Here is a 24,556-nt window from a genome sequence, read left to right as displayed (position 1 = left end):
GCCCGCCGTCCAATGGTCTAAGCCAAGGGCATGGTTGACAAGGTGCAGACCCCGGCACGGGGTGTTTTCTGGATGGTGGTGACCGGGCTGTGCTTTGTCGCGGTCACGGCATTGGTCAAATCGCTGGGGCAGCGCATTCCGGCGCAGGAATCCGCCTTTCTGCGCTATGTCCTGGGGTTGGTCTTTCTGCTGCCGATGGCCGGGCAGTTCATGCAGGTGCGCCTGACGCCGCGCCTGTGGCGGCTGTTTTCGTTGCGGGCGCTGTTTCACACTGGTGGGGTGGTGCTGTGGTTCTATGCCATGACGCGCATTCCCATCGCCGAGGTGACGGCGATGAACTATCTCAACCCGGTCTACGTGACGGTCCTGGCGGTTTTTTTCTTGGGTGAGCGCCTGGCGTTGCGGCGGGTCATGGCCATCGTGGCGGCGCTGTTGGGCGCGGTGATGATCCTGCGACCGGGCTTTCGCGAGCTGGACCCGGGGCATTTCGCCATGCTGGCGGCGGCCCTGTTCTTTGCCGGGTCGTACCTGCTGGCCAAGATCCTGTCGGGCGAGGTCAGCGCGGCGGTGGTGGTGGTGCTGTTGTCGTTGGGGGTGACCATCGGTCTGGCGCCCTTGGCGATCGCGGTCTGGGTCTGGCCGACCTGGTGGGAACTGCTGATCCTTCTGGGCGTGGCGCTGTTTGCCACCTCGGGGCACTATACGATGACGCTGGCCTTTGCCGCCGCGCCGGTGACGGTGACGCAACCGGTGACCTTCCTGCAACTGGTCTGGGCGGTCGTGCTGGGCGCAGTCCTGTTCGCCGAGCCGGTCGACCCCTGGGTGATCGCGGGCGGGTCGCTGATTCTGGCCGCCGTGGTCTTTATCACCTGGCGCGAGGCGGTTCTGAAACGCCGGGTCACGCCGCTGGTGTCGGAAACAAAGAACTGATTTCCCGGGGAATTGTCCACGGATCGTCAAATCTCCGCCATCCGGGCGCAATCGCGCCGCATTCCTTAACGATGCTTCAAGCAATCAGAGGCAGCATTTGAGGAGTGAAAGGAATGTTTGCAGAGGGAAAGATGACCGAGAATATGGATGAAATTCAGGACTTCCTGATGAGTGAGCGGGAAAAGGTCCTGTCCGAGGCTGAATGGCGGTTCCGGATGCGGGGATACGGCTACAACCTGCGGCGCACCGATAGCGGCGTCGAAGTGGCACGCTTGCCGCAGAACCAGCTGCTGGGCACCCTGAAACTCTGATCCCGGACAAAAAGGCTCGACAGGGTGTCGAGCGCATGTGCCTGATGTGACCCGTAAAAACGGGAGGACGGGCATGAACAGATGGATTTCGGGCGCCACGGGGCTGGTGCTGGGGGCGTTGCCGTTGGCGGCGCAGGCGGGCCTTGAGGTCTGCAACGCGACGGACCTGCGGCACAGCGTGGCCATCGGGTACGAGGCCCCGGGCGGGGTCTGGACATCCGAAGGCTGGTGGCAACTGGCCCCGGGAGAGTGCAAGCCCGTCATGGGCCGTGACCTTGGGCGGCGCTATTTCTACTACCGGGCAACGACGCCGGGCGGCGATTTCGACGGGCCGTTCTCGTTTTGCAGCACGCCCGATCCCTTCACTATCGCGGGCGACAAGGACTGCGCCGCGCGTGGATATGACAAGACGCGGTTTCGCAAGGTGGACACCGGGAACGCCGCGGACTTCACGCTGACCCTGGTGGCGGACGGACCGGCGCCGGTGGCGCCGAAGGGGGCTGCGGATCTGTCGGACGAAGAAGCCCCGCTGGAAAGCCTGCACCCCTTTGCCCGCGGCAGCCTGGGCGAACCCTTTACGCAGAATGGCATATTCACCGGCTGCGAGCTGATCGACGGGCTGGATTATTGCAGTTTCGAGGTCGAGGGTTGGCGCTATCACGCCTATTATGGCGCGGGCACGGCGGATGCCCTGCTGGATGACCTGCAATACTGGCCCATGCCGCTGGCGGTCGAACTCGAAGGCGACATGATCGCCTACGGCGACATCACGGTCGAGATCGCCTTGGGCCGGGTGACAGAGGTCTTTGACGGCGATTTTTTCTCCGAGGAACGCCACCTGATGCAGGGTGAGTGGCAATCGCTGGACGATCCGGCCTCGCGCATGACGATCCGGGGCGCGGATGTCTACGACTATTACAATGGCGCGTTTTCGGGGCACCAATGGATGACCCTGGGCGGCACCTGTCCCGATGCCCCCTTCGAGGGCATCGGCTGGACCCGGACAGAGCTGGAGACGCAGGACAGTTGGTGCGTGCATCTGGGCGAGGTCACGGCGGACCGGCTGGAACTGATCAACCCGGGGCGGGGCAATATCCTGACCTATAGTCGCGTGGATTGACGCGGGCAGCCTAGGGCGCAATCAGGAACGGGCCGAAATCCCTTGTGGGTTTCGGCCCGTTCCCTTGGCCGACGACGGGGCAGGGTGCGGGGCATTCTTGATTGACTCGCCAGTCAATAAAAACCATCCTGCCGCCATGCCCAAGATTGGACAGGAACCCATACGGCGCGCTGCGCTTTTGGCGGCGACGGTGGCCGAGGTCGGCGAGGCCGGCAGCCTCGACGTGACCGTCTCGCGGATCGCGCGCCGCGCGGGCATGTCCAGCGCGCTGGCGCATCACTACTTCGGCGGCAAGGTGCAGATATTCCTTGCCGCCATGCGCCACATCCTGACCGAATACGGAACCGAGGTGCGCGCGGCCCTGGCCAAGGCCCCGCAGGACCGGCGGCTGGAGGCGCTGATCGCGGCCAATTTCGCGGAGAGCTTCTTTCAGCCCGAAACCGTGTCCGCCTGGCTGAATTTTTACGTTCTGGCCCTGCGCGAACCCGAGGCGGCGCGCCTGTTACAGGTCTACCAGCGGCGCCTTCACTCGAACCTGGTGCACGCGCTGCGCGGGCGCACCGAGGCCCCCGAGGTGGTGGCGGACCGCATCGCGGCGCTGATCGACGGCGTCTACCTGCGCGCCGCCCTGTCCGGGCAGGGCGTCTCGGGGGCCGCGCAGAACGTGACCGAAACCGCCCATGCCCTGATGAGGACCCAATGACCAAGCCGAATATCCTGATCCTGATGGTCGACCAGCTGAACGGCACGCTGTTTCCCGACGGGCCGGCGGACTGGTTGCATGTGCCCAACCTGCGCGCACTGGCGGCGCGTTCGGTGCGGTTTTCCAACGCTTATACCGCCTCGCCGCTTTGCGCGCCGGGGCGAGCCAGTTTCATGTCCGGGCAGCTGCCCAGCATGACGCGGGTCTATGACAACGCCGCCGAGTTCGCGAGCGACATTCCCACCTATGCGCACCACCTGCGCCGGGCGGGCTACCAGACCTGCCTCAGCGGCAAGATGCATTTCGTCGGGCCGGACCAGCTGCATGGATTCGAGGAACGTCTGACCACCGACATCTACCCGGCCGATTTCGGCTGGACGCCGGACTATCGCAAGCCCGGAGAGCGCATCGACTGGTGGTATCACAACATGGGCTCGGTGACGGGCGCGGGCGTGGCCGAGACCTCGAACCAGATGGAATACGACGACGAGGTTGCCTATAACGCCTCGGCCAAGATCTATGACCTGGCGCGCGGCAACGATGACCGCCCCTGGTGCCTGACCGTCAGCTTTACCCATCCGCATGACCCCTACGTGGCACGCAAGCGGTTCTGGGATCTTTACGAGGAGTGCGACCATCTGCTGCCGCAGGTCCCGGCGATGGACTACGAGGATCACGACCCGCATTCGAAACGGATCTTCGACGCCAACGACTGGCGCAGCTACGACCTCACCGAGGAGAACATCCGCCGGTCGCGCCAGGCCTATTTCGCCAATATCTCGTACCTGGACGAGAAGATCGGGCAGCTGTTGCAGGTTCTGGAGGACACCCGGCAGGAGGCCATCGTGGTCTTTGTCTCGGATCACGGCGACATGCTGGGCGAGCGGGGCCTGTGGTTCAAGATGTCCTTCTACGAAGGGTCGGCCCGGGTGCCGATGATGATCTCGGTGCCCGGCATGGAGGGCGCGCAGGTCGCGGCCCCGGTGTCGAACATCGATATCTGTCCGACGCTCTGTGACCTGGCGGGTGTGGACATGTCCGAGGTCATGCCTTGGACCGAAGGCGAGAGCCTGGTGCCGGTGATGCGGGGCGGCGAACGTGTCTCGCCGGTGGCGATGGAATATGCAGCCGAGGCCTCATATGCGCCGTTGGTCTGCCTGCGGCGGGGCAAGTGGAAATACACCGATTGCACGTTGGACCCGGAACAGCTTTTCGACCTCGAGGCCGATCCGCATGAGCTGGTGAACCTGGCCGAGGCGCCGGAACAGGCCGAGATCATGGAGGAATTCCGCACGGCGTCGGCGCGGCGCTGGGACCTGGGGCGGTTCGACGCCGAGGTCCGGCAAAGCCAGGCACGGCGCTGGGTGGTCTACGAGGCGCTGCGGCAGGGCGGCTATTACCCCTGGGATTTCCAGCCGCTGCAAAAGGCCAGCGAGCGCTACATGCGCAACCACATGGATCTCAACGTGCTGGAGGAAAACAAGCGTTTTCCACGGGGGGAGTGATGCGGCCTGTCCACCCGGCAGGACGGTCAGGCCGGAACCTCGCTTTCCCCGTCGCCCTGGTAGGTGACGGTCGATCCGGGCAGGCTGGCCAGAACGGTCAGCGCGGCCACGGGCGCGCCACGGTCGTGGCGCAGGGTGCACTCCGTGCAGGAGACGCGGGCAAAGCCGGCCTCGTCCAGAAGGCCCGTGACATAGGCGCGGGAATGCCGGAAACGGCGTCCTTCGTGCAGCGTTACGGGGCCGTCGCCCTGTTCCACGTTGAAGACCAGCGTGCCGCCCGGGGTCAGCGATCCGGCGCACCAGCCGATGGTGCGTTCCAGCGCGCCGATATAGTTGAACACGTCGCCCGCGGCGATCAGGTCAAAGCTTTCGCCGATCTCCAGCGCGGTGATGTCCGCCTGGTCCAGCCGGTCGTAAAGCGCCTTTTCGCGGGCTTCGGAGAGCATCCCGGCAGAGATGTCTATGCCCGCCAGCCAGCCACTGCGCGGGCGCAGAACGGCGCCGGTCAGTCCCGTGCCGCAGCCGAGGTCCAGCGCGCGGTCCACGCGGATAATCCCGGCCCGGTCCAGCGCCTGGCCCAGTTGTTCCGGGCCGCGATAACCCAACCGATCCACCAGCGCGCGGTCGAACCGGGGCGCGTATTGATCAAAGAGCAGTTCCACGAAGGCGGGCGGCAGGCGATCGGCCAGCGGCACGTCGCGCAGGAGGTCGCGGCGCAGCCCGGCGCCCAGCGGATCGGCCGGGTCGGCGGCGCAAGCGCGGTTGTAGGCGGTGACGGCGGCCTCGGTGTCGCCCGTGGCCTCGAGGTATTCGCCGAGGCGGAACCAGCCCGCCGCCCATCCGGGGGCCAGCTCCAGCGCCCCGGTCAGGGCCTCGATGGCGCCGGCGGCATCGCCCAGGTGGGCCAGGGTTTCGGCAAATTCGGCACGCCTGTCGGCCTGCGGATCGCCGGAGGGAAAACGCGTCCCATGCATCGGGTCAGACTTTCGAGAGGTCGCTCATGGACCGCGCGGGCGGTCATGCGGCGAAAGACATGTGCCGGCCAGTGGCGGGCGTTCTGGAATAAGGGGACAGGCGGTGCGCCTGTCAAGTGGGCGCCGTGCCCCTGTCCCCGGCAAAATCACCAGCGGTGAGGGAAATGGAAGCGGATTATGTGATCGTCGGTGCCGGTTCGGGCGGATGTGCCGTGGCGGGGCGCCTGACAGAGGCGGGCAAATCGGTGATCGTCATCGAGCATGGCGGCAGTGACTGGGGGCCCTTCATCAACATGCCGGGGGCGCTCAGCTACCCGATGAACATGGCGCGCTACGACTGGGGCTACCAGACAGAGCCGGAACCGCACCTTGGCGGGCGGCGGCTGGTCTGTCCGCGTGGCAAGGTCATTGGCGGGTCGTCCTCGATCAACGGCATGATCTATGTGCGCGGGCACGCGCTGGACTATGACCACTGGCGCGAGGAGGGCTGCGACGGCTGGGGCTATGCTGACGTGCTGCCCTATTTCAAGCGGATGGAGGACTGGCACGACGGCGGCCACGGCGGCGATCCGGCCTGGCGCGGGCAGGGTGGGCCGCTGCACGTCACGCGCGGGCGCCGCGACAACCCACTGGTGCAGGCCTTCGTCGAGGCCGGGCGGCAGGCGGGCTATCCGGTCACCGGCGACTACAACGGCGAGCAACAGGAAGGCTTTGGCGCCTTCGACATGACGGTCTGGCAGGGCGAACGCTGGTCGGCGGCCAAGGCCTACCTGCGGCCCGCGCTGAAACAGGGGGCAAAGCTGGTGCGGGCATTGGCCCGGCGCGTGGTCTTTGACGAGGGGCGCGCCACGGGGGTCGAGGTGTCGCGTGGCGGCAAGGTCGAGGTGATCCAGGCCCGGGCCGAGGTGATCCTGGCGGCCAGCGCCATCAACTCGCCCAAGCTGCTGATGTTGTCGGGGATCGGACCGGCGGCGCAGCTGGCGGAACAGGGCATCGAGGTGCAGGCGGATCGCCCCGGCGTGGGGCAGAACCTGCAGGACCACCTCGAGCTTTATGTCCAGATGGCGGCGACGCAGCCGGTCAGCCTGGCGAAATACTGGAGCTTCGCAGGCAAGGCCTGGGTCGGGGCGCAGTGGCTGTTTGCCCGCAGCGGGCCGGGGGCGTCCAACCAGTTCGAGAGTTGCGGTTTCATCCGCTCGCAGGCCGGGGTGCAATATCCCGACATCCAGTACCACTTCCTGCCCATCGCCGTGCGGTATGACGGCCAGGTGGCGCCCGAAGGGCACGGGTTTCAGGCGCATGTGGGGCCGATGCGCTCACCCTCTCGGGGGGAGGTTACGTTGCGGTCGAACGACCCCGAGGAGGCGCCGCGCATCTTCTTCAACTACATGAGCACGGAAGAGGACTGGCAGGATTTCCGCCGCTGCATCCGCCTGACGCGCGAGATTTTCGGACAAGAGGCATTTGCTCCCTATCGCGGCAAGGAATTGCAGCCGGGCGCCGAGGCAGAGACGGACGAGGATCTTGACGCGGTGATCCGTGAACATGCCGAAAGCGCCTATCACCCCTGCGGCACCTGCCGGATGGGCCGGGCTGATGATCCGCGGTCCGTGGTCGACCCCGAGGGGCGGGTGATCGGCGTGGACGGGTTGCGGGTGGCGGACAGTTCGATCTTTCCGCGCATCACCAACGGCAATCTCAACGCGCCCTCGATCATGGTGGGCGAAAAGATCGCCGATCATGTGCTGGGCCGCCGCCTGCTGCCGGACAATGCGCAACCCTGGGTTCACCCGGACTGGGAGAACGCGCAGCGTTAAGACATGTTAACCGCCCTCATCGGCGGTTAACCTTTCGTTAACTTTTGTCTTGAAACGGGACAGGAGCGTGCCGATCTTAACGGCATGTTAAGATTTTGTTTCGCTCTTGTTCTTGCTGCCACCGCCACCGCTGCCTCTGCCGATCTCAATGGCCCTTTGCGGGTGATCGACGGTGACACGGTCGCCATCGGACAGACCAATATCCGCCTGCACGGCATCGATGCCCCCGAAAACGGCCAGCGATGCGGCGGGGGCGGGGCGCCGATGTGGGGGTGCGGTTCCTGGGTCAGCGGCGAGGTCCGCGCCCGCTACGAGGGCCGCACCGCCTCCTGCGTCGAGCTGGATCGCGACCGTTATGACCGCGTCGTGGCGCGCTGTCGGGTCGATGGCAAGGACCTTGGCGAAACCTTGGTCGAAAGCGGCCTTGCCTTTGCCTATGAACGCTACTCCGAGGCTTATGTCCCGCAGGAACGCATCGCCGCCCGGCGCAAGGCCGGGCTGCATGCAACGGGTGTGAAATCGCCCTCTGCCTTCCGCTCCGATACCCGTCGGGGCCACGCAGCGCAGCGCCTGGCCTCTGCGCCCGAAGGTTGCAGGATCAAGGGCAACATCTCGACCAACTCCGGCGCTCGGATCTATCATGTTCCGGGGCAGGCCTGGTACGAGGCCACCCGGATCAGCATGGACAAGGGCGAACGCTGGTTCTGTTCCGAGCAGGAAGCCCGGGCGGCCGGCTGGCGCCGGGCGCTGCGCTGACCGGTTCTTTTCGCTAAAAAGCGTATGCGGCGATCAGGTTTGATCCGCGTCAAAGTCTGTGCCCGCCGCCTGTGCAAATTGGAGGGCGGACACAAATGAAGGAGACGCCAATGTCCCACACGCCGCATGAACTGTCGGAGGAATTTCCGGAATTCACCGACAAGATGCACGCTCTGAAACAGTCGAGCGCGCATTTCGCCAAGCTTGCGGACGAGTACCATGAGGTCAACCGCCAGGTGCACCGCGCCGAAACCAACGTCGAGCCGATGGAGCAACTGGCGGAAGAGCAGTTGCGCAAGCAGCGCGCCGCCCTCAAGGACGAGATCTACGCGCTGCTGAGCGCCTGATCCCCGGGCTTGGCCCTGCCAGACAACACGCGCCCCGGTCCTATGGCCGGGGCGTTTTCAGTTCAGCGCCTCCTTGATGGCGCGGGTCATCTTGGCCGACAGTGGTCTGGTCGTCGATCCAAAGGTGGCCCGGACGGTGCCATCGGCGCCGATCAGGATCTTGTTGAAATTCCAGGCCGGGCTGAACCCGGTCTGATCCGCGACCCAGCGGTAGAAGGGATGGGCCTGTGCCCCGCGCACATGGGTGATGTCGGTCATCGGCATGTCGAGGCCAAAGTTCACTTCGCAGAATTCCTTGACCTTCTCCGCCGAGGACAGTTCCTGCCGGAAATCGTCGGAGGGCACGGCGAGAACCACCAGGCCCTGGTCGCGGTAGCGGTCGTACAGCGCCTGCAAGCCGTCATATTGGGGCGTAAACCCGCATTGCGAGGCGGTGTTCACCACCAGAATTGGGCGGTTCTGCCAATCGTCCATCGACAGGGTGCCGCCGTCGATACTGGCAAAGGTAAAGCCCTGCGCAGCCCAGGCGGGCAGGGCGATGATGGCGGACAGGAACAGGGCGGCGAGTCGGATCATTACGGGCACTCCTTTTGCACTGGAGGTAGCGCAGCGGCAGGGCGGTCAAGACCGGGATCGGCGCCGCAGCCCATCTTGCGCCGGTCGGGGCTTTTGTGCTGGACTGTTGCGATGGGGCCCTGGGCGGCAAAGAGGTGTGACATGGCAGGCGGATGGAGCCGGGACGGCGCGGTCAGCGAACAGATCGAGGCCAGCATTGCCGAGGAACTGGAACGGATGAAGCTGCGCCGCGGTCCGCAGGGTGACAGCCTGAAGGAATGCGCCGACTGCGGCGAGGAGATCCCGGAAAAGCGCCGCCTGGCGATCCCGGGGGTCAAGCTGTGTATCGACTGCGCCAGCGAACGCGATGGCCGTTCGGCACAGCGCGGGGGCATCAACCGCCGCGGGTCAAAGGACAGCCAGCTGAAGTGACTCAGCCTATGGTGCGGGCAAGGCAGGCTTGCCAGTTGTCGCGGGCCAGTTTGGCGATCAGCACATCGTCGTAGCCATGCGCCGACATGGCGCCCAGCAGGCCCTGTACGCCGGTGACGTCGCCGATGAGGTCGGGCAGGACGCAGCCGTCGAAATCCGACCCCAGCCCGACGTGATCCTCGCCCAGGGTTTCGATCAGGTGGTCGATGTGGCGCAACATCATTTCCCAGGGCGTGCCGGCATCGGCGCGGCCATCGGCATTGATGTAGAAGGTGGCATAGTTGAACCCCACCATGCCGCCCGTGTCGCGGATCGCGTGCAATTGCCGGTCCGTCAGGTTGCGCGGCGAGGCGCAGAGCGCATGGGCGTTGGAATGCGTGGCCACCAGCGGCGCTTTGGACAGGCGGGCGACGTCGTCGAAGCCGGCCTCGTTCATGTGGGACAGGTCGATCAGGATGTTCAGCTCGTTGCACAGCCGGATGAGTTCGCGGCCTCGGTCGGTCAGGCCGGGGCCTGTGTCCGGTGTGCCGGGAAAGGCCATCGGCACGCCGTGGCCAAAGATCGTCGGGCGGCTCCAGACAGGCCCCAGCGAGCGTAGCCCCATATCGTGAAACAGGTAAAGCGCGTCGAGATCCGGGCCGATGGCCTCGGCGCCCTCCATGTGCATGACGCCGGCGATGCGGTCACTTTCCATTGCTGCGTCGATCTCATGCGCGCTGCGGCACAGGGCAAAGTCATCGGGCGCGGCACGCGCCATCCAGTGCAACAGGCCCGCCATCTCCAGCGCGGTGGGCTGGGCGGTCGCGTGGTCCATCTCGGGTGGCAGCGGCAGGGCATAGGGCGGTTCGGCCATGAGCGTCTTGAAGTCGGGCGGCGGTGCCCCGTCCGGCACCGGCGGCACGAAGATCGCGAAGAGCCCGCCCGCGAACCCGGCCTGTTTCATGCGCCGCAGATCCATATGCCCGGCGGAGGTGCCCAGCCAAGTCTCCTCGCGCGGGGCGGGGGACTTCATCAGCCTCAACAGGAAATCATTGTGGCCGTCAAAGAAGGGGATGGGCATGGGCGGACTTTCGGGCTGGGACATGGCCGCGATCTGACCCGATTGGCGGCGGGCTTGGCAAGGGCGATCCTTGTCTCTTGGCGGCAAGGCAAGGCGTGGTTAGGCTTTGCCCATCGTATCGGTGGAACGGGGGTGTCATGGCGAACGACGACGACAGGATCGAGGGACGGCTGCACGGAGAGCAGCCGGAGGTCGAGGCAGAGCCGATGGGGATGCGGCTGCTCTACATGGTGCTGATCTGGCTGATGCTGAGCCTGGCGCAGACGGTGCTGACCGTTGCGACGGTGGTGCAGGCGAGCATCCTGCTGGTCAACAAGCACGAGCCGAACGAAAGGCTGGCGGAATTCGGCACGGACCTTGGGATATGGATGGCCAAGGCGGCGCGTTACCAAACCGGGGCGTCGGAGGTGAAACCCTGGCCGTGGACGGAGCTGGATTAAAGGGGGGGCGAGTTGGCACACAGATTGATGGATCAATGAAGTCCATGTGCCTCATCACGCCTGTTGAACGAGCTCCAGAGCACCTTTGGCTCTTTGTGATTGTGTCGAGTTAAGAGACAATCCAGCATCCGTTTTCGTCGAACAGAAACCGGATGCCAGTTTCCTTGGAAAAAGGCATCGGCGGTTCCGTAAAAATGCGCATGGAAGCATCAGCGCGGACGGGACCGCTATTGTAAAACCGAGGGTCCGGCTCGGCGATGTGCCATCGCCGAGCACGGGCCAACTCTTTGATCTGATTTGCGCGAAGACAATTGAGATTTGCAGCCTCGGCAAAGAAGGACAATTGCGCGTCCAGGCTACGCGCAACGCCCTTTTTGTCCCAAACCTGCAGTTGTTGGAAGCATATGATGCCAACCATTCCCGGTATCGCGCAGATCAGAAACAGTTTCCCGGCTGTCACCCCTCCATCGCCTCAAGCTGATCGATGAATCCCTCGATCATGCTCAACCCCTTGTCCCAGAACTTCGGATCGCTCGCGTCCAGTCCAAAGGGTGCCAGCAATTCCTTGTGGTGCTTCGATCCGCCCGCCTTGAGCATGTCGAAATACTTGTCCTGGAAGCCCTCGGGCGCCTCCTGGTAGGCGGCGTAAAGCGCGTTCACCAGACCGTCGCCAAAGGCATAGGCGTAGACGTAGAAGGGCGAGTGGACGAAATGCGGAATGTAGCACCAGAAGGTCTCGTAGCCTTCCATGAACTCGAAGGCGCCGCCGAGGCTTTCCGCCTGAACCGACATCCAGAGCGCGTTGATGTCGTCCGGGGTCAGCTCGCCGCCGCGACGGGCCTCGTGCAGCTTGCACTCGAAGTCGTAGAAGGCGATCTGGCGGACGACCGTGTTGATCATGTCCTCGACCTTGCCGGCCAGCAGGACCTTGCGCTCTTGATCATCCTTGGCGTACTCCAGCATCCGCTGGAAGGTCAGCATCTCGCCAAAGACACTGGCGGTCTCGGCCAGCGTCAGGGGCGTCGAGGACAGCATCTCGCCCTGGCCTGCCGCCAGCACCTGGTGCACGCCGTGGCCCAGTTCATGCGCCAGCGTCATCACGTCGCGCGGTTTGCCCAGGTAATTGAGCATGACGTAGGGGTGCACCTCGGTCACCGTGGGATGGGCGAAGGCACCCGGCGCCTTGCCCGGTTTCACCGCCGCGTCGATCCAGCCCTTGTCGAAGAAGGGGGTGGCGATCTCTCCCATGCGGGGGTCGAAGGCGTTGTAGGCGTTCATCACCGTCTCGCGCGCCTCGTCCCAGGTGACGGTGCGCGTGGCCTCCATCGGCAGGGGCGCGTTGCGGTCCCAGACCTGCATGGTGTCGAGGCCCAGCCACTTGCGTTTCAGCTCGTAATAGCGGTGCGACAGGCGCGGATAGGCGTCGACAACCGCGTTTCGCAGCGCCTCGACCACCTCGGGTTCGACGTCGTTCGACAGGTGGCGGCCGGTCTGCGCCGTGGGCATCCCGCGCCAGCGGTCCAGAACCTCCTTCTCCTTGGTCTGCGTGTTGTGCACGCGGGCGAAGGTGCGCAGGTTCTCGGCAAAGACACGGGCCAGTTCTCGGGCGGCGGCCTCGCGCGTGTCGCGGTCCTGCTCGGTGAGCAGGTTCAGCGTGCCCTCGATGTTGAGTTCCTCGCCGTCGACCTCGAAGGTCAGCCCGGCGATGGTCTCATCAAAAAGCCGTTCCCAGGCGTCGCCGACGACGCCGAGGTCGTGCAGGAACTTTTCCAACTCGTCCGACAGCTGGTAGGGCTTCATGGCGCGCATCCGGTCGAAGGCACGCTTGTAGCGGTTCAGATCGGGATTGGCGCCAAAGAGCGCCTCGTAGTGGTCGTCACCCAGGCGGTTGGCCTCGAGCGAGAAAAAGACCAGCGGGGTGGTGTAATTGGTGATCTTCTCCTGGCAGTCAGAGAGGAACTTGGCGCGCTCAGCGTCGGTGGTCAGCTGGTAGTAGCGCAGGCCCGCAAAGGACATGATGCGCCCGGCGATGGTCGAGATCCGCTCGTTGCGCTGCACCAGGGTCAGGAAGGCGTCGGCATCCAGCGTGTCGAGCTTGCCTTCGTAATCCTCGGCAAAGCTGCGGCAGGCCTCTTCGAGCCAGTCGAGATCGCGTTTCAGCTCGGGCGCGTCGGGAGAGGCATAGAGATCGGTCAGATCCCATTCGGGCAGATCGCCCAGGTTCTTGCCCCCGGCACTGGCGTTGGCGTCGAAAAGCGGTGTTTTGGCGAACGTGTGCATGGAGAACCCTCTTGTCGTTTCCCTTCACATAGGGGGCAGGCCCGCGCGAAGGCAACCGGCGCCCCATATTTTTGGAGGGCTTGACGCAGAAAAGATTTCGGATCGGCGGCGGAGTCTGGCTAAGCTTGGGTCAGGAAAGAACCAACAATCGAATTCAGGGAGGAGATTTCAGCATGTCGAATGCTTCACTGCTTTTGGGTGCAGGCGGCCTCGTGATCGGGGTCCTTGCCGGCGTCGCCTTCAGCGGGTCGGACAGCCCCGCCGACCTGCGCAAGGTCATCGACGATACCGTGGTGCCTGCGCAGGAGGCGGCCGAAAAGGCCGCCAAGGCGCATGGGGAACAGCTGGCCGCCTTGCAGAAACGGCTGGACGCGCTTGAGACGGGTCTGGCCGAGAACGCGCCCGACATGTCGGCGCTGACGGCGGGCTTGTCGAAGGAGATGACCACCAAGCTGGACGACCTGCGGACCAAGCTGGGGGACGACATTGCCAAGACCTCGGCGGCGCAGGCCGAGACGATCAAGACGTCGCTGGCCGACCTGTCGAAGGGGATCGAGGAAACCACACGCGTGGCCGCCGCCGCTGTTGCCGCGCCGGCTGATGCCGGACCCGATGCGGCGGAAGTGCCGGAACCCGACAGCGGCATGGCTTCTGCCGATGCGCTGGGCGTCGGCGATACCGCGCTTTTCGCCGATGGCGCGGTGCGGGCCTTTGTGTCTCGGATCGACCCGGCGGGCGGGTCCGTGCGGCTGTCGGTGAACGGATCGCTGGTGACGCTTGGGGCCGGTGGCTCGACCCCTGTGTCGATGGATGGCCGGGACTGTTCGGTCACGGTTGCGTCGATGAGTGACCGGGGCGTGACGCTGGGGTCTGACTGCGGGGTGATCCCGCCTGCGGTGACTGTCGCGGCCCCCGATAATGGCGTGTTGCCGGGTCACACGGTCAGCCTTGCCGACGGTGCCCTGCGTGTCTTCGTGTCCAGCGTGGACAGCGAGGGTCAGGAGGCGCGGATCGCCGTGAACGGAGTCCAGACACAGCGCGTTGCCGCCGACAGCAGCCTGGGTGTCGATGTGGGGGACCAGTCGTGCACCTTGCGCGTCACCGGGATCGGCGAAGGCATGATCGGCTTCGACGCGTCCTGCGGCTGAGGCCTGCCGGGTAAACTGACGATGCAGCGGGATCAGAACCGCCGTTCGAGCGTCAGGTGAATACCGCTGCCACCGCGTCCATCGGTGGCAGCGAAGAGGACGCTTGTATCGGGGCGCAGCTTGTAGTCCAGCGCGATGCCATAAGCATCGTCCTTGCCGCCGTCGGTGAACTCGCCAAAGGCCATCATGTCCAGTTTCGTGGTCACGGGAAAGACGAGGTCCAGCGCGATCGCGTCCGGTTTGTCGTTGACCTCGGGGTGCAGCCAGGTCACGCCGAAATCCGCGCGACCGATGTCGAAGCGCGCGCCCAGCTTGGCGTTGATGCCGTGGTGATCCATCGTGCGCGAGGTCACGGTTTCCACCGCGCCTGCCAGTTGCCAGCCATCGCCGTTGTAGGTCACCGCCACAGAGGCGGCACGAAAGCTGCCCTTGACCGCGTCGTGCAGCGACACGGCGACATCGGTCCGGCCATAGCTCTGTTGCCAGGACAGTCCCCAGGGCACGGCGGTGCGGCGCATGGCCTCGACCGTGGCATGGGCGCGGGTGTATTCTGCGCGCTCATAGGCGAGATAGGGCGCCGCACGGGCAAAGACCGAGGGCAGTACCTGGTCATAGGCCGGACGCACGACGCCCGCGCGCCAGGTGTCGTTCCAGGCGAAAGCGGCGTAGGTCTCATGCGGCCGTTTGCCATCCAGCCCAAAGAGATAGGTGCCGAATTCCAGCGTCAGAGGATGGTTGCGGCTGAGCGGGATCGACGCGGTGGCATCGATCACACCGATGCCGGACAGGTTGCGGTAGTCATGCGCGCTGATCGCGACGGTCCCCTCGATGTTGAAGGACTGCGCATGGGCAGCAGCGGGCGCAAATAGCCCGAGGCAGAGCAGGAGGGGGCGAAGCATGTCGGCAAGGTCCAGTTCAGAATGCCGGGCCATGTACCCACAATGTCCCTTTAGCTGCCAGTCGGGAAAACCGGACATTGGTCCTGATGTGACTTTCCCGTCAGCCGTAGGCTGCCAGGAGCGCCCGCAGATCGTCCAGCGTGTTGGCGTCCTGCGGGGTTTTGTCGTGACGCCAGCGCGACATGCGCGGAAACCGCAGGGCCAGGCCCGACTTGTGGCGCGGGCTGGGCTGGATGCCCTCAAAGGCGATCTCGAAAACATGTTCGGGGCGCACCTGCCGCACGGGACCAAAGCGTTGCTGGGTGTTCTTGCGCACCCAGGCCGTGATCGCGTCGAATTCCTTGTCCGTCAGCCCTGAATAGGCCTTGGTGAAAGGGACCAGTTCGTTGCCCTGCCAGACGGCAAAGGTGAAATCGGTGAACAGGTTGGCGCGGCGACCGTGGCCCTGCTGGGCGTAGATCATCACCGCGTCGACGGTCAGCGGGTCCAACTTCCATTTCCACCAGTCACCCTTCTTGCGGCCCGACAGATAGGGGCTGTCGCGGCGCTTCAGCATCAGGCCCTCGGCGCGGAAATCACGGGCCTTCGCGCGGGTCACTGCCAGTGCGTACCAGTCTGCGAAAGGCACGACGGGAGAGGCCCGCACCGGCGCGTCGGAGGGCAGGTCGGCCAAGAGCGCGTCGAGCCGTGCACGGCGCGTGGAGAGCGGTACATCCCGGAGGTCGGCACCGTTTTCTTCCAGCAAATCGTAGGCCAGCAGGATCACCGGCGCCTCGCGCAGCAGTTTCTTCGGCACCGTCTTGCGCCCGATGCGCGGTTGCAATGCGCTGAAGGGCATGGGCTGCGTGCCTTCCCAGGCCACGATCTCGCCGTCCAGCACGGTGCCGGGTGGCAGGAAGTCGGCAGCGCGGGCAAATTCGGGGAAACGATCGGTCATCAGTTCCTCGCCGCGTGACCAGACGTGATGGGCCTGCTCGCGCAGAATCAACTGGCCGCGGATGCCGTCCCATTTCCATTCCGCCTGCCAGTCTTCCGGGGCGCCAAGCGTTACTGGCGCCTCGTCCAGCTGGTAGGCGAGGTAGAAGGGATAGGGACGGCTCTGGTCGGCGGCAGGGTCCTCTGCCTCGATCAGGGCGTGGTAGCTGGTGGTTTCGGGTGTCCATCCGCCCATCAGCTTGTGCGCCAGCACTGCCTCGTCCTGGCCGGTCGCCTGGGCCAGGGCGCGGGTCATCAGCTTGCGGCTGACGCCGATCCGAAAGCCGCCGGTGATGAGCTTGTTGAACAGGAACCGTTCGGTGGTGTCGAGCTGGTCCCAGGCGTTCAGGATACGCGGTTTCCGCTCGTCCAGGGAAACATCATGAAGGCCGCGCAGCGCATTGATCCAATGTGATAAACTGTGATCTGAGGCCTGCGCCGGAGGAGGCAGGACCAGGGCGATGGTTTCGGCCAGGTCGCCGACGATGGGATAGGATTCCTCGAGCAGCCAAAGGGGGATGCCCGCCCGTTCGGCCGCCCATTCCCGCAGGTTGGTGGTGGTCACGGCCCGTTTCGGGCGGCGGCCCGAGAAAAGCGCGATGCACCAGAGCTTGTCTGCCTCGGGTGCCTGGGTAAAGTAATCGGCCAAGGCCTTTGTTTTGACGGTAGTTTTCGTGGTTTGGTCGATCTCGGTGAACAGCCGGGCAAAGCGTTTCATGACGCGGTCCCGCCCTCGGCGTCATCTTCGCCTCCGAACTCTGTCGGGATGATGGCGGCATCATAGCCCTGCTGGTTCAGCCAGCGCGAGAAGATTTCCGTGTAACCATGCGTGACATATATGGATTCCGCGCCCGTGGACTTGATGACCTCTTGCAGGCCGGGCCAGTCGGCATGATCGGATATGACGAACCCGCGGTCCATGCCCCGGCGGCGGCGGATGCCGCGCAGGCGCATCCAGCCAGAGGCAAAGCCGGTCGACGCGGGGCCGAATTTGCGCGCCCATGTGCTGCCCAGGGTCGAAGGCGGCGCGATGACAAGAGCGCCTTTCAAGGCCTTTACATCGGTGTCGGGCGTGACCTGAATGGTCTCTGGCAAGGGGTAGCCCTGCGCGCGCAGCACGGCATTCGTAGCCTCGACAGCGCCATGTGTCAGGATCGGGCCCTGGGGCTCCAGCATGGACATGAGACGCTGTGCCTTGCCCAGCGAATAAGCCCCCAGCATGGATGTGCGGCCCTCGGCGGCATTGGCGGCCCACCAGGCGTTGATTTCCGCCGCGACGTCTTTCTGCGAGGGCCAGGTGAAGACGGGCAGGCCGAAGGTGCATTCGCTGATGAACGCATGGCAAGGAACCGGCTCGAAAGGTTCCGACAGGCCGTCGTCCACCACCTTGTAATCGCCCGAGACGACCCAGACCTGGCCATCCACCTCGACCCGGATCTGGGCCGAGCCGGGCAGGTGGCCGGCGGGATGAAATGAGACGCGCGCGCCGCCGATCTGTCGCGCTTCGCCATAGGCGATGCCCTCGGCCGCGATTTCGCCCAGGCGGTGGCGGATGACGGGCAGGGCGCCGTCCGTGGCCAGGTAGGCGGCATGGCCGGGGCGGGCGTGATCGGCATGGCCGTGGGTGATCAGCGCACGGTCGACCGGGCGCCAGGGGTCGATATGGAAATCGCCTGCGGGGCAGTAGATGCCGCGATCTGTGAAGGTGAGGACGGGCTGGCTCATGCGGCTGAGGATAGGCGGTTTCCGCCGTCGGGCCAGTGCCGGATTTTCGGGAGGTTGCCTCAGGCGCGCAGGGCGGTCCGGTCTGTTGCGCTGTCGAAATGCGCGACGATCTCGGACAGGACGCGTTCGCGGATATGCGGGCTTTCCATCAGGATCTCGTGCTCACCGGCCTCGACCATGTCGAGGCGCCCGTTCGGCCATCGCGCCATGCGCGAGCGGATGCGGTCGATGTCGACGATACGTTCGTTGGTGCCGCAATAGCAGATGCAGGGCTGTTTCGGAGAGGGACGTCGGGCCAGGCGGCGGGTTTCGGCAAGCGCCTCGTGCAGCCAGTGTAACGAGGGGCCGCCCAGTTGCAGTTCGGGGATCGCCAGCACCTGGCGGCGCATGTAATCCCATTGCTCGGTGTCGGTGGTCAGCAGGTTGTCGTCAAAGGCGTTGGAGGCGATGTAGCTGTCGGCCCCGGTGCCCGGTGCAAAGAGATGGCCCAGGCCCACGGTTTTCGACATCCGCGAGATCGCCCAGGCGGCGGGGCGGACCGGGTCGGCGATGCGGATGCCCCACATCGGGCCGGTAAACACGCAGGAGGCCACGTCGAGACCGTCAGAGACAGCGCGGAGCCCGATACAGCCGCCCATCGAATGGCCGATCAGGTGGCGCGGGCCGGGCAGGCCGAGGTCGTCGGCCAGTTGCACCATGCTGGCGACATCGCGCTGGTAGTCCTCGAAGACGCCGACGTGGCCGGTGCGGCGTTCGTCCAGCATCCGGTCGGCCAGCCCCTGTCCGCGCCAGTCGATGGCAAGGACATGATAGCCGGCATCTGAAAGATGGCGGCTGACACGGCCGTATTTCTCGACGTATTCGGTCCGGCCGGGGAACATGAAAACCGTGCCCCGCGCCCCGTTGCTGCCATAATGCGCGATGCGCACACGCAGCCCGTCCGAGGTGGTCATCCACCAGGCACGGGCGTCTGCCGGACCTTCTGCAAGATCGGCGTGGAAGGGCGCGGGAACGGCGTTCATCAGGCCAGGACCTGTGCGAGGCGCATGGCGGCGGACATGTCGCCCTCGATGGCAAGCTTGCCGGACATGAAGGCCGAGGTCGGGTCCAGATCGCCTTCGACAATGGCAAGGAAGGTGTCGGCGCTGGCGGTCATGGTCACATCTGCGGACTCGTCACCGGCATGTGCGCCGTTTTCGTCGATGATCAGGCTGCCTTCGTCCTCAATGGTCATTTTCGCGGTTCCGTCGAACCCGTTTCCGCCCATTTTTTCATTCAGGGCTTTGACGGCCGCGTTGACTGTGTCGCTCATTTTCGCTCCTAAAGCTTGCTCTCATAATCGTGCGCTGGCCAACTGGCGTTCAGACGCTACACTCAGCCCAAGTTATGAGGACGGCACATATGGATTACAAACGTATCCTCGCGGCATTTTGCGCCCTAGTCATGATTTCCCTACCCTCCCTCGGGAGGGCGGAAGATCGCTCGGCAGAGCTGCTTGCAGAGCTGCAGGAGGCCGAGACCGCGACCGCCGCGCAGCGGCTGGAAAACCAGCTGATCGCCGAGTGGTCCAAGTCAGGTTCGGCCAGCATGGACCTGCTCTTGAAGCGCGGGCGTGATGCGCTGGAGGTCAAGAACCACAAGGCCGCGATCGAGCATTTCCGCGCCCTGACGGACCATGCGCCGGATTTCGCCGAAGGGTGGCACGGGCTTGCGCTGGCCTATTTCGGGGCCGAGAAGTTCGGCCCGGCGATGGACGCCCTGGAAAGGGTTCTGGCGCTGAATCCAAACCATTTCGCGGCGCTGCGCGGGGTCGGGGCGATCAATGAACAGGTCGGAAAACCGGCCCTTGCCTATCGCGCCTTCGAGAAGGTACTTGAACTCAGGCCGCATGATCCCGACGTCCAGAAGGCGATGGAGCGGCTCGAGCGCAGGGCCATCGGCATCACGCTCTGACGAGGCAAGAGAGGCGCCGCGCCGACAGGTGCGGGGCGCCTGAGACATAGGCGGCCCAATGGCCCAGAATTCCCGGATCGCGGCCGTTCTCGGCCCGACCAACACAGGCAAGACCCACTACGCCATCGAGCGGATGCTTGGCTATCGCACCGGCGTGATCGGACTGCCGCTGCGCCTGCTTGCGCGCGAGGTTTTCGACAAGATCGTGGCGATCCGCGGCCCGTCTGTGGTGGCGCTGGTGACGGGCGAGGAACGGATCGTTCCGCCACGGGCGAAATACTGGGTCTGCACGGTCGAGGCGATGCCCGAGGGCATGGGCACGGATTTCGTCGCAATCGACGAGATCCAGCTTTGCGCCGATCCAGAACGCGGCCATGTCTTTACCGACCGCCTGCTGCGGATGCGCGGCACGCATGAGACCCTGTTCCTGGGGTCCGACACGATGCGCGGACCCATCGGGGCGCTGGTGCCGGGGGTGGAATACGTCCGTCGCGAACGGATGAGCCAGCTTGTTTATACCGGCTCGAAAAAGATCAGCCGCCTGCCGGCGCGGACCGCCATCGTCGGTTTCAGCGTCGACAATGTCTATGCCATCGCGGAACTGCTGAAACGGCAGAAGGGCGGGGCGGCCGTGGTCATGGGGGCGCTGTCACCCCGGACACGCAACGCGCAGGTCGACCTCTACCAGAATGGCGAGGTGGATTACCTGGTGGCGACAGATGCCATCGGCATGGGCCTGAACCTCGACATCGACCATGTTGCCTTTTCCTCGCTGACGAAATTCGACGGGCGGCGGATGCGCCCGCTGCAACCGAACGAGCTGGCACAGATCGCGGGGCGGGCAGGGCGCGGCATGTCGAACGGCACCTTCGGCGTCACCGGCGATACGGGGCCGATCCCGGACGAATGGGCAGAGGCGATCTGCAACCATTCCTTCACCCCGCTGAAGAAACTGAACTGGCGCAGTTCCGCGCTCCGCTTCGGATCCATCGACGCGCTGGATGCCAGCCTGGACGCCTCGCCGGACCACGAGATGCTGACCAAGGCGCGCGAGGCCGATGACCTGCGCGCGCTGCGTGCCCTGGCCTCCGAGGCAGAGGTGCGCGCCCGGGCTTCGGACACGGCATCGGTGCAACTGTTGTGGGATGTCTGCCGAATCCCCGATTTCCGCGGAATTTCGCCGGCGGAACACGCGGGCCTTTTGGGCGTTATCTTTGGGCACTTGCATCAAAACGGACGCGTGCCCGATGATTTCCTGGCCCGACAGGTCAACAGGATCGACCGGACCGATGGCGACATTGACACATTGTCGAAACGGCTGGCGTATATCCGCACATGGACTTATGTGGCTCAGCGAAAGGGCTGGGTCGCGGACGAAGACCATTGGCGCGGGCGAACGCGCGCTGTAGAAGACGCCCTGTCGGATGCCCTGCACGAGCGTCTGACGCAGAGATTTGTAGACCGGCGCACCAGTGTTCTACTGCGCCGGTTGAAACAGAAGGAGGCCCTCTTGGCCGAAGTGAACGATCAGGGTGAAGTCACCGTCGAAGGTCATCTCGTCGGCAGGCTCGAGGGGTTCCGGTTCCGGCAGGACAAGGATGCGACAGGCCAGGAGGCCAAGACGCTGCGCCAGGCAAGCCTGCAGGCGCTGACACCGCATTTCCACCTGCGCGCCGACCGATTCTACAACGCGCCCGATACCGAGATCGACTTTACCGAACAGGGTGGGTTGATGTGGGGCGACCAGGCGGTCGGCAAACTGGCCAAGGGCGACGATCCGCTCAAGCCGCGCGTGGTGGCATTCGTCGACGACGAGGCCGGGCATGACGTGGCCGAGAAGGTCACGCGCCGGTTGCAGCATTTCATGGACCGCAAGATCGCGGCGCTGTTCGAGCCGCTGCTGAAAATGCGCGACGACGAGGCCCTGACCGGGTTGGCGCGCGGATTTGCCTTCCAGATGGTCGAACAGATGGGCGTGATCCCGCGGTCGCAGGTGGCCGATGACGTCAAGGCGCTGGACCAGGATGCGCGCGGCTCGCTGCGCAAGCACGGTGTGCGGTTCGGTCAATACACGATCTTTATGCCGCTGCTGCTGAAACCGGCGCCGACGCGGCTGCGGCTGGTGCTGTGGTCGTTGGCCAACGGGCTGGACGAGTTCCCCGAGGCGCCGCCGCCGGGGCTGGTCACGGTGCCGAACATGGACGAGGTGCCGGCGCAGCATTACACGCTGGCGGGCTACCGTAAATCCGGCGCCCGGGCGATCCGCATCGACATGCTGGAACGTCTGGCCGACATGCTGCGCGCCGAGGACAGCCGCGGCGGATTCGAGGCCAAGGCCGACATGCTGTCGATCACTGGCATGACGCTGGAACAGTTCGCCGACCTGATGCAGGGCCTGGGCTATCGCGCCGAAAAGGGAGAGCGCGAAAAGGTCAAACCCGCCGATGCGGTGGTTGCAGGTGAGGCAGGGGCGCCGGCTGACGACAAGCCGGTCATGGACGCAGCGGGCGAAGAGCCCGCAGGCGTCAGCCCGGACGCAGGTGAAACGCCGGAGCCGGCCGATGTGGCCGCGCCGGTGGCGCAATTGGAAGACGAGGGCGAGGCGCCGGTTTCCGCCGAGCCCGCTGAACCCGTGGCCGAGAGCCCGGTGTCCGAGACGCCCGAAGAAGAGCTGACCCCGGGCGAGGCCCCGGACGAGGCGCTGGCCGGTCCCGAGATTGAGATCTTCTATTCCTTCACCTGGGGCGGCAATCGCGGCAACCAGCGGCGTGGCGGGGGCAAGCCCCGGCGCGATGCGCGCGGCGGCGACGGCGCCAAGGGCGGCGGACGTCCGCAGCGCGGCGACCGGCAGGACAACAAGGGCGGCGACCGTCCCCGTGGCAAGGGCGGCAAGCCGAAGGGCAAGCCGCCGCGCGACGGTGGTGGCCGCAAGTTCGAGGCGCGCCCGCCCAAGAAGGACAAGCCGATTGATCCGGACAACCCCTTTGCGGCAGCGCTCATGGGGCTCAAGGACAAGACCTGAATGGGGGAAGGCCCCGCCAAGATCCGCCTAGACAAGTGGCTCTGGCATGCGCGGTTCTTCAAGACGCGCTCGCTTTCGGCCAAGCTTGTATCGGGCGGTCATTGCCGTGTGAACGGCTCGCCGGTGGCGAAACCTGCCTTCATGGTGGGGCCGGGGGACATCCTGACCTTCCCCAAGGAACGCGACGTGCGGGTGATCCGAATTGTCGCGCCCGGAGAGCGGCGCGGGCCTGCGCCTGAGGCGCAGGCGCTCTACGAGGATCTCGATCCGCCCAAGCCACGCGAGCGTGAACCGCGGGCGCCGCGCTATGAGGGCGGCGGTCGCCCGACCAAGAAAGACCGCCGCGCATTGGACAAGTCGCGCCCCTCGGCGCTTGAATGATCCGGACCGCTGGATTAGCTAGGCGCAAAAGCGCGCCGCGAGGAACCAGAAGCTCATGACCTACATCGTCAACGATGCTTGCATTGCCTGCAAATACACCGACTGCGTCGAGGTGTGCCCTGTGGATTGCTTCTACGAGGGCGAGAACATGTTGGTGATCCACCCCGACGAATGTATCGACTGCGGTGTCTGCGAGCCGGAATGCCCTGCCGACGCCATCCGCCCGGACACCGAGCCGGACATGGAGAAATGGGTCGAGTTCAACCGCAAGTACGCGGAACTCTGGCCGGTGATCATCTCCAAGAAGGATCCGCTGCCCGAGGCCGAGGAACGTGACGGTGAAAGCGGCAAGCTGGAGAAGTACTTCTCCGAGACACCGGGCGAGGGCGGTTAAGAACGATTCGCTCCGTCGCTTTTGGCAGGGCATGGAATTTCTTGCCTAAATCCCTGATATTCAACTGGTAAACCTCACTTCGTGAGGGCGCTAGGATGCTTTCGTATTCTATGCTATACATGTTGTTCACATGATGACTGCACGTTCGGGGCGTAACGCCCGACGTCCCTACGGGGCATAACCAGACTGTATGACATGAGATGAGCGGGAATCCAGCGATCCCCGGTCGTCTTTTTTGTCGCCTAGTCAACTGATGAGTTGCGAGGAACGACCTATATGACCAAGACCAAGAAAAACGACTTCCGTCCCAATGACTATGTGGTTTACCCGGCGCATGGCGTAGGCCAGATCGTGTCCATCGAAAAGCAGGAGATCGCCGGGATCAGCCTCGAACTCTTCGTGATCTCCTTCGAGAAGGACAAGATGACCCTGCGCGTGCCGACGCACAAGGCCACCGAAGTCGGAATGCGGTCGCTGTCGTCCCCGGACGTTGTGAACGAGGCCATGAAGACCCTCAAGGGCAAGGCCAAGGTCAAGCGCGCGATGTGGTCGCGCCGCGCCCAGGAGTATGAGCAGAAGATCAACTCGGGTGATCTGATCGCCATCGCCGAGGTGGTGCGCGACCTGCACCGCGCCGACGACCAGCGCGAGCAGAGCTATTCTGAGCGTCAGCTGTACGAAGCCGCGCTGGAGCGTCTGACCCGCGAAATCGCCGCCGTTTCCGGCGACGAGGCCGCCGCCGCCAAGCAGGTGGACGAAGTTCTGGGTCTGCGCGCCGCGTAAGCGACCTGCGAAACGGAAATGAACTGACCGCGTCCCCCGGGGCGCG

The 24,556-nt window shown here is 64.9% G+C and carries 25 protein-coding genes; 16 read left to right on the top strand and 9 right to left on the bottom strand.

Annotation, left to right across the window (positions count from 1 at the left end; all coding sequences use genetic code 11):
* Positions 1-30: 30 nt before the first annotated feature.
* From BLQ71_RS22385 to betC, 5 genes are all read left to right on the top strand, one after another.
* Entirely contained in the window at positions 31-930 is a 900-nt protein-coding gene (locus BLQ71_RS22385; protein WP_074623319.1) for a DMT family transporter, read from the top strand.
* Positions 931-1,061: 131 nt separating this feature from the next.
* A complete protein-coding gene (locus BLQ71_RS22380) occupies positions 1,062-1,241 on the top strand; it encodes a hypothetical protein (RefSeq protein ID WP_229754953.1) in 180 nt (59 codons plus the stop codon).
* Positions 1,242-1,314: 73 nt separating this feature from the next.
* The gene (locus BLQ71_RS22375) at positions 1,315-2,361 is read left to right on the top strand and encodes a DUF1036 domain-containing protein (RefSeq protein WP_074623318.1); all 1,047 of its coding nucleotides are present in this window, start codon (positions 1,315-1,317) and stop codon (positions 2,359-2,361) included.
* 136 nt (positions 2,362-2,497) lie between these two features.
* Complete coding sequence (gene betI, locus BLQ71_RS22370) at positions 2,498-3,064, top strand: choline-binding transcriptional repressor BetI (RefSeq protein ID WP_043137809.1); 567 nt, start codon at positions 2,498-2,500, stop codon at positions 3,062-3,064.
* Positions 3,061-4,569 (top strand): choline-sulfatase, encoded by a 1,509-nt coding sequence (betC, locus tag BLQ71_RS22365; protein WP_074623317.1) that lies wholly within the window; start codon positions 3,061-3,063, stop codon positions 4,567-4,569. The genes betI and betC overlap by 4 nt, the downstream gene beginning before the upstream one ends.
* 26 nt (positions 4,570-4,595) lie before the next feature.
* Here the strand turns inward: betC and BLQ71_RS22360 are convergent, their stop codons facing one another.
* Positions 4,596-5,543, bottom strand: coding sequence for a class I SAM-dependent DNA methyltransferase (locus BLQ71_RS22360; protein ID WP_074623316.1), 948 nt, complete (start codon positions 5,541-5,543; stop codon positions 4,596-4,598).
* A gap of 164 nt (positions 5,544-5,707) precedes the next feature.
* Here BLQ71_RS22360 and betA point away from each other — a divergent pair, with 164 nt between their 5' ends.
* The 3 genes from betA (at position 5,708) to BLQ71_RS22345 (ending at position 8,463) form a co-directional block, all read left to right on the top strand.
* On the top strand, positions 5,708-7,360 hold the full coding sequence (betA, locus tag BLQ71_RS22355; RefSeq protein WP_074623315.1) for a choline dehydrogenase: 1,653 nt from the start codon (positions 5,708-5,710) through the stop codon (positions 7,358-7,360).
* Between the two features lie 84 nt (positions 7,361-7,444).
* Positions 7,445-8,116, top strand: coding sequence for a thermonuclease family protein (locus tag BLQ71_RS22350; protein ID WP_074623314.1), 672 nt, complete (start codon positions 7,445-7,447; stop codon positions 8,114-8,116).
* 110 nt (positions 8,117-8,226) lie between these two features.
* On the top strand, positions 8,227-8,463 hold the full coding sequence (locus tag BLQ71_RS22345) for an HP1242/YdcH family protein (protein ID WP_043137800.1): 237 nt from the start codon (positions 8,227-8,229) through the stop codon (positions 8,461-8,463).
* A 57-nt stretch (positions 8,464-8,520) separates the two neighbouring features.
* Here the strand turns inward: BLQ71_RS22345 and BLQ71_RS22340 are convergent, their stop codons facing one another.
* Complete coding sequence (locus tag BLQ71_RS22340; RefSeq protein ID WP_074623313.1) at positions 8,521-9,039, bottom strand: glutathione peroxidase; 519 nt, start codon at positions 9,037-9,039, stop codon at positions 8,521-8,523.
* A 141-nt stretch (positions 9,040-9,180) separates the two neighbouring features.
* Here BLQ71_RS22340 and BLQ71_RS22335 point away from each other — a divergent pair, with 141 nt between their 5' ends.
* On the top strand, positions 9,181-9,450 hold the full coding sequence (locus tag BLQ71_RS22335) for a DksA/TraR family C4-type zinc finger protein (RefSeq protein WP_043137795.1): 270 nt from the start codon (positions 9,181-9,183) through the stop codon (positions 9,448-9,450).
* A 1-nt stretch (position 9,451) separates the two neighbouring features.
* On the opposite strand, the gene BLQ71_RS22330 is transcribed toward BLQ71_RS22335, so the two are convergent.
* A complete protein-coding gene (locus BLQ71_RS22330) occupies positions 9,452-10,510 on the bottom strand; it encodes a dipeptidase (RefSeq protein WP_074623312.1) in 1,059 nt (352 codons plus the stop codon).
* A gap of 137 nt (positions 10,511-10,647) precedes the next feature.
* Here BLQ71_RS22330 and BLQ71_RS22325 point away from each other — a divergent pair, with 137 nt between their 5' ends.
* Positions 10,648-10,950: a DUF4389 domain-containing protein gene (locus tag BLQ71_RS22325; protein WP_074623311.1), complete on the top strand. Its 303-nt coding sequence runs from the start codon at positions 10,648-10,650 to the stop codon at positions 10,948-10,950.
* A gap of 456 nt (positions 10,951-11,406) precedes the next feature.
* On the opposite strand, the gene BLQ71_RS22320 is transcribed toward BLQ71_RS22325, so the two are convergent.
* Positions 11,407-13,230: a M3 family oligoendopeptidase gene (locus BLQ71_RS22320; RefSeq protein WP_074623310.1), complete on the bottom strand. Its 1,824-nt coding sequence runs from the start codon at positions 13,228-13,230 to the stop codon at positions 11,407-11,409.
* Positions 13,231-13,403: 173 nt separating this feature from the next.
* Here BLQ71_RS22320 and BLQ71_RS22315 point away from each other — a divergent pair, with 173 nt between their 5' ends.
* On the top strand, positions 13,404-14,378 hold the full coding sequence (locus BLQ71_RS22315) for a hypothetical protein (RefSeq protein WP_074623309.1): 975 nt from the start codon (positions 13,404-13,406) through the stop codon (positions 14,376-14,378).
* A gap of 32 nt (positions 14,379-14,410) precedes the next feature.
* Here BLQ71_RS22315 and BLQ71_RS22310 read toward each other — a convergent pair whose 3' ends face one another.
* The 5 genes from BLQ71_RS22310 to BLQ71_RS22290 form a co-directional block, all read right to left on the bottom strand.
* Positions 14,411-15,310: a hypothetical protein gene (locus BLQ71_RS22310; RefSeq protein WP_074623308.1), complete on the bottom strand. Its 900-nt coding sequence runs from the start codon at positions 15,308-15,310 to the stop codon at positions 14,411-14,413.
* 67 nt (positions 15,311-15,377) lie between these two features.
* On the bottom strand, positions 15,378-16,970 hold the full coding sequence (locus tag BLQ71_RS22305) for an ATP-dependent DNA ligase (protein ID WP_074623307.1): 1,593 nt from the start codon (positions 16,968-16,970) through the stop codon (positions 15,378-15,380).
* A complete protein-coding gene (locus tag BLQ71_RS22300) occupies positions 16,967-17,977 on the bottom strand; it encodes a ligase-associated DNA damage response exonuclease (RefSeq protein WP_074623306.1) in 1,011 nt (336 codons plus the stop codon). Before BLQ71_RS22300 ends, BLQ71_RS22305 begins: the two co-directional genes overlap by 4 nt.
* Before the next feature lie 59 nt (positions 17,978-18,036).
* The gene (locus BLQ71_RS22295) at positions 18,037-18,999 is read right to left on the bottom strand and encodes an alpha/beta fold hydrolase (protein ID WP_043137775.1); all 963 of its coding nucleotides are present in this window, start codon (positions 18,997-18,999) and stop codon (positions 18,037-18,039) included.
* Complete coding sequence (locus tag BLQ71_RS22290; protein WP_043137772.1) at positions 18,999-19,289, bottom strand: SCP2 sterol-binding domain-containing protein; 291 nt, start codon at positions 19,287-19,289, stop codon at positions 18,999-19,001. The genes BLQ71_RS22295 and BLQ71_RS22290 overlap by 1 nt, the downstream gene beginning before the upstream one ends.
* Before the next feature lie 89 nt (positions 19,290-19,378).
* Between BLQ71_RS22290 and BLQ71_RS22285 the strand changes: the two genes are divergently transcribed.
* The 5 genes from BLQ71_RS22285 (at position 19,379) to BLQ71_RS22265 (ending at position 24,510) form a co-directional block, all read left to right on the top strand.
* The gene (locus tag BLQ71_RS22285; protein WP_308421271.1) at positions 19,379-19,930 is read left to right on the top strand and encodes a tetratricopeptide repeat protein; all 552 of its coding nucleotides are present in this window, start codon (positions 19,379-19,381) and stop codon (positions 19,928-19,930) included.
* 58 nt (positions 19,931-19,988) lie between these two features.
* Complete coding sequence (locus BLQ71_RS22280) at positions 19,989-22,952, top strand: helicase-related protein (RefSeq protein ID WP_074623305.1); 2,964 nt, start codon at positions 19,989-19,991, stop codon at positions 22,950-22,952.
* Positions 22,953-23,333, top strand: a complete 381-nt coding sequence (locus BLQ71_RS22275) for an RNA-binding S4 domain-containing protein (RefSeq protein WP_074623304.1) — start codon at positions 22,953-22,955, stop codon at positions 23,331-23,333.
* Positions 23,334-23,388: 55 nt separating this feature from the next.
* A complete protein-coding gene (gene fdxA, locus BLQ71_RS22270) occupies positions 23,389-23,727 on the top strand; it encodes a ferredoxin FdxA (RefSeq protein WP_043137766.1) in 339 nt (112 codons plus the stop codon).
* Positions 23,728-24,003: 276 nt separating this feature from the next.
* The gene (locus tag BLQ71_RS22265) at positions 24,004-24,510 is read left to right on the top strand and encodes a CarD family transcriptional regulator (protein ID WP_043137763.1); all 507 of its coding nucleotides are present in this window, start codon (positions 24,004-24,006) and stop codon (positions 24,508-24,510) included.
* Positions 24,511-24,556 lie beyond the last annotated feature (46 nt).

The sequence above is a fragment of the Antarctobacter albus genome, from assembly GCF_900101505.1.
GTDB lineage: Bacteria > Pseudomonadota > Alphaproteobacteria > Rhodobacterales > Rhodobacteraceae > Antarctobacter > Antarctobacter albus.
The sequence above is the reverse complement of the archived record's forward strand: the minus strand, read 5'-3'. Positions and strand labels throughout refer to the sequence as shown.